Source organism: Mesorhizobium sp. M4A.F.Ca.ET.022.05.2.1 (genome assembly GCF_003998845.1).
In the GTDB taxonomy this organism is placed as follows: domain Bacteria; phylum Pseudomonadota; class Alphaproteobacteria; order Rhizobiales; family Rhizobiaceae; genus Mesorhizobium.
Map to the genome: position 1 here is coordinate 1 of NZ_RZOJ01000562.1, position 3063 is coordinate 3063.

At 64.0% G+C, this 3063-nt stretch carries 4 protein-coding genes and 1 pseudogene; 2 read left to right on the top strand and 3 right to left on the bottom strand.

Going from position 1 to position 3063, the window contains the following annotated elements; translation table 11 throughout:
- On the bottom strand, window positions 1-309 hold a 309-nt coding region (locus EN745_RS32685; protein ID WP_189363234.1), incomplete at its 3' end, for a 2Fe-2S iron-sulfur cluster-binding protein.
- Window positions 310-680: 371 nt separating this feature from the next.
- Between EN745_RS32685 and EN745_RS32695 the strand changes: the two genes are divergently transcribed.
- On the top strand, window positions 681-1313 hold the full coding sequence (locus tag EN745_RS32695) for a TetR/AcrR family transcriptional regulator (RefSeq protein WP_126055332.1): 633 nt from the start codon (window positions 681-683) through the stop codon (window positions 1311-1313).
- Window positions 1314-1333: 20 nt separating this feature from the next.
- On the opposite strand, the gene EN745_RS32700 is transcribed toward EN745_RS32695, so the two are convergent.
- Window positions 1334-1543, bottom strand: coding sequence for a hypothetical protein (locus EN745_RS32700; protein ID WP_126055331.1), 210 nt, complete (start codon window positions 1541-1543; stop codon window positions 1334-1336).
- A 235-nt stretch (window positions 1544-1778) separates the two neighbouring features.
- On the opposite strand from EN745_RS32700, the gene EN745_RS32705 reads away from it, so the two are divergent.
- Window positions 1779-2609, top strand: a complete 831-nt coding sequence (locus EN745_RS32705; protein WP_127423157.1) for an aldo/keto reductase — start codon at window positions 1779-1781, stop codon at window positions 2607-2609.
- A gap of 86 nt (window positions 2610-2695) precedes the next feature.
- On the opposite strand, the pseudogene EN745_RS32710 reads toward EN745_RS32705, so the two are convergent.
- Window positions 2696-3063: pseudogene (locus EN745_RS32710) on the bottom strand (SAM-dependent methyltransferase); the annotation flags it as partial.

Sequence of the window (3063 nt, forward strand, 5' to 3'; positions counted from 1 at the left end):
GAGGAAGGCGGCTTGCACGGCGTTGAGCGTGCCGTCCGCGTCGGCAAGCCCCTCGATGGTGGTGATGTCGCGTCCCTCGACCTGCGCCGCCAAAGTCAGGCAGGCAAGCACGCGCTCGCCGTCGACATGCACGGTGCAGGCGCCGCACTGACCCTGGTCGCAGCCCTTCTTGGTGCCGGTGAGGTGGAGCCGGTCACGCAGCGCGTCGAGCAGCGTCACGCGCGGCTCGATGTCGAGAGTGTGGTCGCTGCCGTTGATGGTGAGGTGGAGGGAAAGCGTGGTCGGACTGATGGTGACTTGGTCATTCATGGGGCGTCGGGCTCCAATTGCTGGACGCTAGGCGGATGGAAATGGGGCTTGGGAGGGCAGGGGCAAGGGTGACGGGAGCGTGTTAATCTCCCCTCTTGAGGGGGAGATGGCCGGCAGGCCAGAGGGGGTCGTCTCGCAAAGAGCGCCAACCTCTATCTGCCGCGGCAGGTCGCGCCCGGTCGAACCGACCCCCACTGTCGCCTTTGGCGACATCTCCCCCTCGAGGGGGGAGATTACGCTCTCAACACGTGACATATCGGTCCCCCTGATTATATGATAAAGCTGCTCCACTAAAACGGAGGCGCCTCCGTTTATTTACGTGGGGGCTGACCCGGTCGGGTTCAAGCCCCAATCGACTCGTGGAGACAAAATTGGCTGAAAGGCCGCCAGCGACCGCCGACGAGAAGCCAGACGCGCCCGCGCCAAAGCCGCTGCGCGCCGATGCCCAGCGCAACCGCGATAGGCTGGTCGAAGTGGCGGCGCAGGCTTTCGCTGAGGCTGGTGTCGATGCCTCGCTGGAGGAGATCGCGAAACGGGCAGGGGTCGGCATCGGCACGCTCTACCGGCATTTCCCGACGCGCGAGCATCTGGTTGAGGTGGTCTATCGCCGCGAGGTGGAAGGGCTTTGTCGCGCAGCCGGGGAACTGGCGGAAAAACATCCGGCCGATGTCGCGCTGGAGCTGTGGATGCAGCGCTTCGTCGACTATATCGGCACCAAGCGCGGCCTGGCGACCAGCCTTCGCATCCTGCTCACCACCAACTCGACACTGTTCTCCGATACGTCCGGGCGTGTCTCGGGCGCGCTGAAAGGCCTGGTCGAGCGGGCTGCCGCCGCCGGCTCGATCCGCGCCGACGTCGATGCCTCCGACGTGCTGCATGCACTCGGCGGCATCTACTCCGCGCCTAACACGCCCGACTGGCGCGACCGCTCGGGGCGGCTGGTCAAGCTGTTGATGGATGGCTTGCGGTTCGGGGCGAGGGAGGCGTCGAAGCTGCCCCGGTAGTCGGGCGCGCCGCGATGCGTCTATCGTCCCAGCGGTTGCTTCGACAGCGACAGAAGTTCTTCCTCGTCGGCGATGCCGGCCATGTAGTTGGCAAGGATGCGGGACGCCAGGCCCTCAAGGCGATCGGGGGAATCGCTTTCAAGCTTCAACCGTTCGAAGACCCTTGCCAGCAAGGCCAGTTCGGACGGATCGAAAATACCAGCGTCCTGAGCTTTTCGACGAATTGGCATGACGCCTCCCAAGCAGACGTTTTCGCAAGGCCATTGCAACGCGCTCCCGTCGAGACTGCGAGTTGGTGGTTAAGAAAACATTAGCCATGCAGAAAGTTCCAGTGCGGTCGAAATGGGCCGTGTGCGCTTTGCCGCCGACCGTTCCGCAAATACACAAACGCGTCATCGACTCGCATTGCCGGGAGCGCAGCCTAGATAGAGCGCGGGGCAAATATGATTATAGAAGGACATACGCATGCCTGAACGGCTGACACTGAACGACGGCGCCACCATTCCTCAGATCGGGCTCGGCGTGTGGCAGGTCGATCCGGGCGTCACGGCCAAGGTGGTGCGCTGGGGGATCGACGCCGGCTACCGCCTGATCGACACCGCCGAGGGCTACCGCAACGAGGAAGGCGTGGGCGAGGCGATCCGCGCGGCAAGCGTGCCGAGAGGCGACCTGTTCATCACCTCGAAGCTGCGCAACGGTGCCCACCAGCGCGACGCCGCGTTGCGCGCCTTCGACGACACGATGCAAAAGCTCGGCATCGATCAGATCGATCTCTTCCTCATCCACTGGCCGGTGCCCAGCCAGGGCAAGTATGTCGAAGCCTGGAAGACGCTCGTCGAACTCCAGAAGGCAGGCCGCATCAAGTCGGTTGGCGTGTCGAACTTCAACCAGGACCATCTGGAGCGCATCATCGGCGAGACCGGCGTGACGCCGACCGTCAACCAGATCGAATTGCATCCGCGCTTCCAGCAGCGCGACAAGCGCGAATTCCATGCCAGGCACGATATCAAGATCGAAAGCTGGAGCCCGCTGGGCAGCGGTCGCCTGCTGGCCGACCCGACGTTGGAAGGGATCGCCAGGAAGCACGGCAAGTCGGTGGCGCAAATCGTCATCCGCTGGCACCTGCAGGAAGGGCTGATCGTTATCCCGAAGTCGAACCACCAGGAAAGAATCGCCGCCAATTTCGACGTCTTCGGCTTCGAGCTGGACGGCAACGACCTGGAGACCATCCGTGGCATGGATTCCGCCGACGGCCGCACCGGGCCGGATCCGGCGGCGGCGGCGTTCTTGTTCTGAGGCGTTGAAACAGCTGATCTCCCCCTGGGGGAGATTAGCGCTTCGCCGAAGGCACCTTTTCTGCAACGTTGGCGATTGGCCTATCGCTACGCCATCGCCACGATCACATGCGCCTGGATCTTGGCGGCGACCGCGCCGCTGCCGTGCCTGTCCCTGATGGCGGCTTCGGCGCAGTCGGTCGCGGCTTCCAGTTTTGCCGCGTCCCTGGCCTCGATCTCGTTGCGAAGCAGTGTCCCCTGGCAATAGGCGACGGCAGGAATGCGCGGCGAGGAGGCCCGGCTTTGTTCGGCCCTCGTCTCGATCGTCACATGCGAGAAGCCCGCAGCCTCCAGGTCGCTGCGGATCAGGTCCTTGTCGTGGTAGCCGTGCGGCGTGCGTGCCAGGAAGCGCGGCGGATCGTCCGGGAAAATCCTTGCCAGGGCATTCGTCACGTCGTCGGCGAACTCATTCTCCT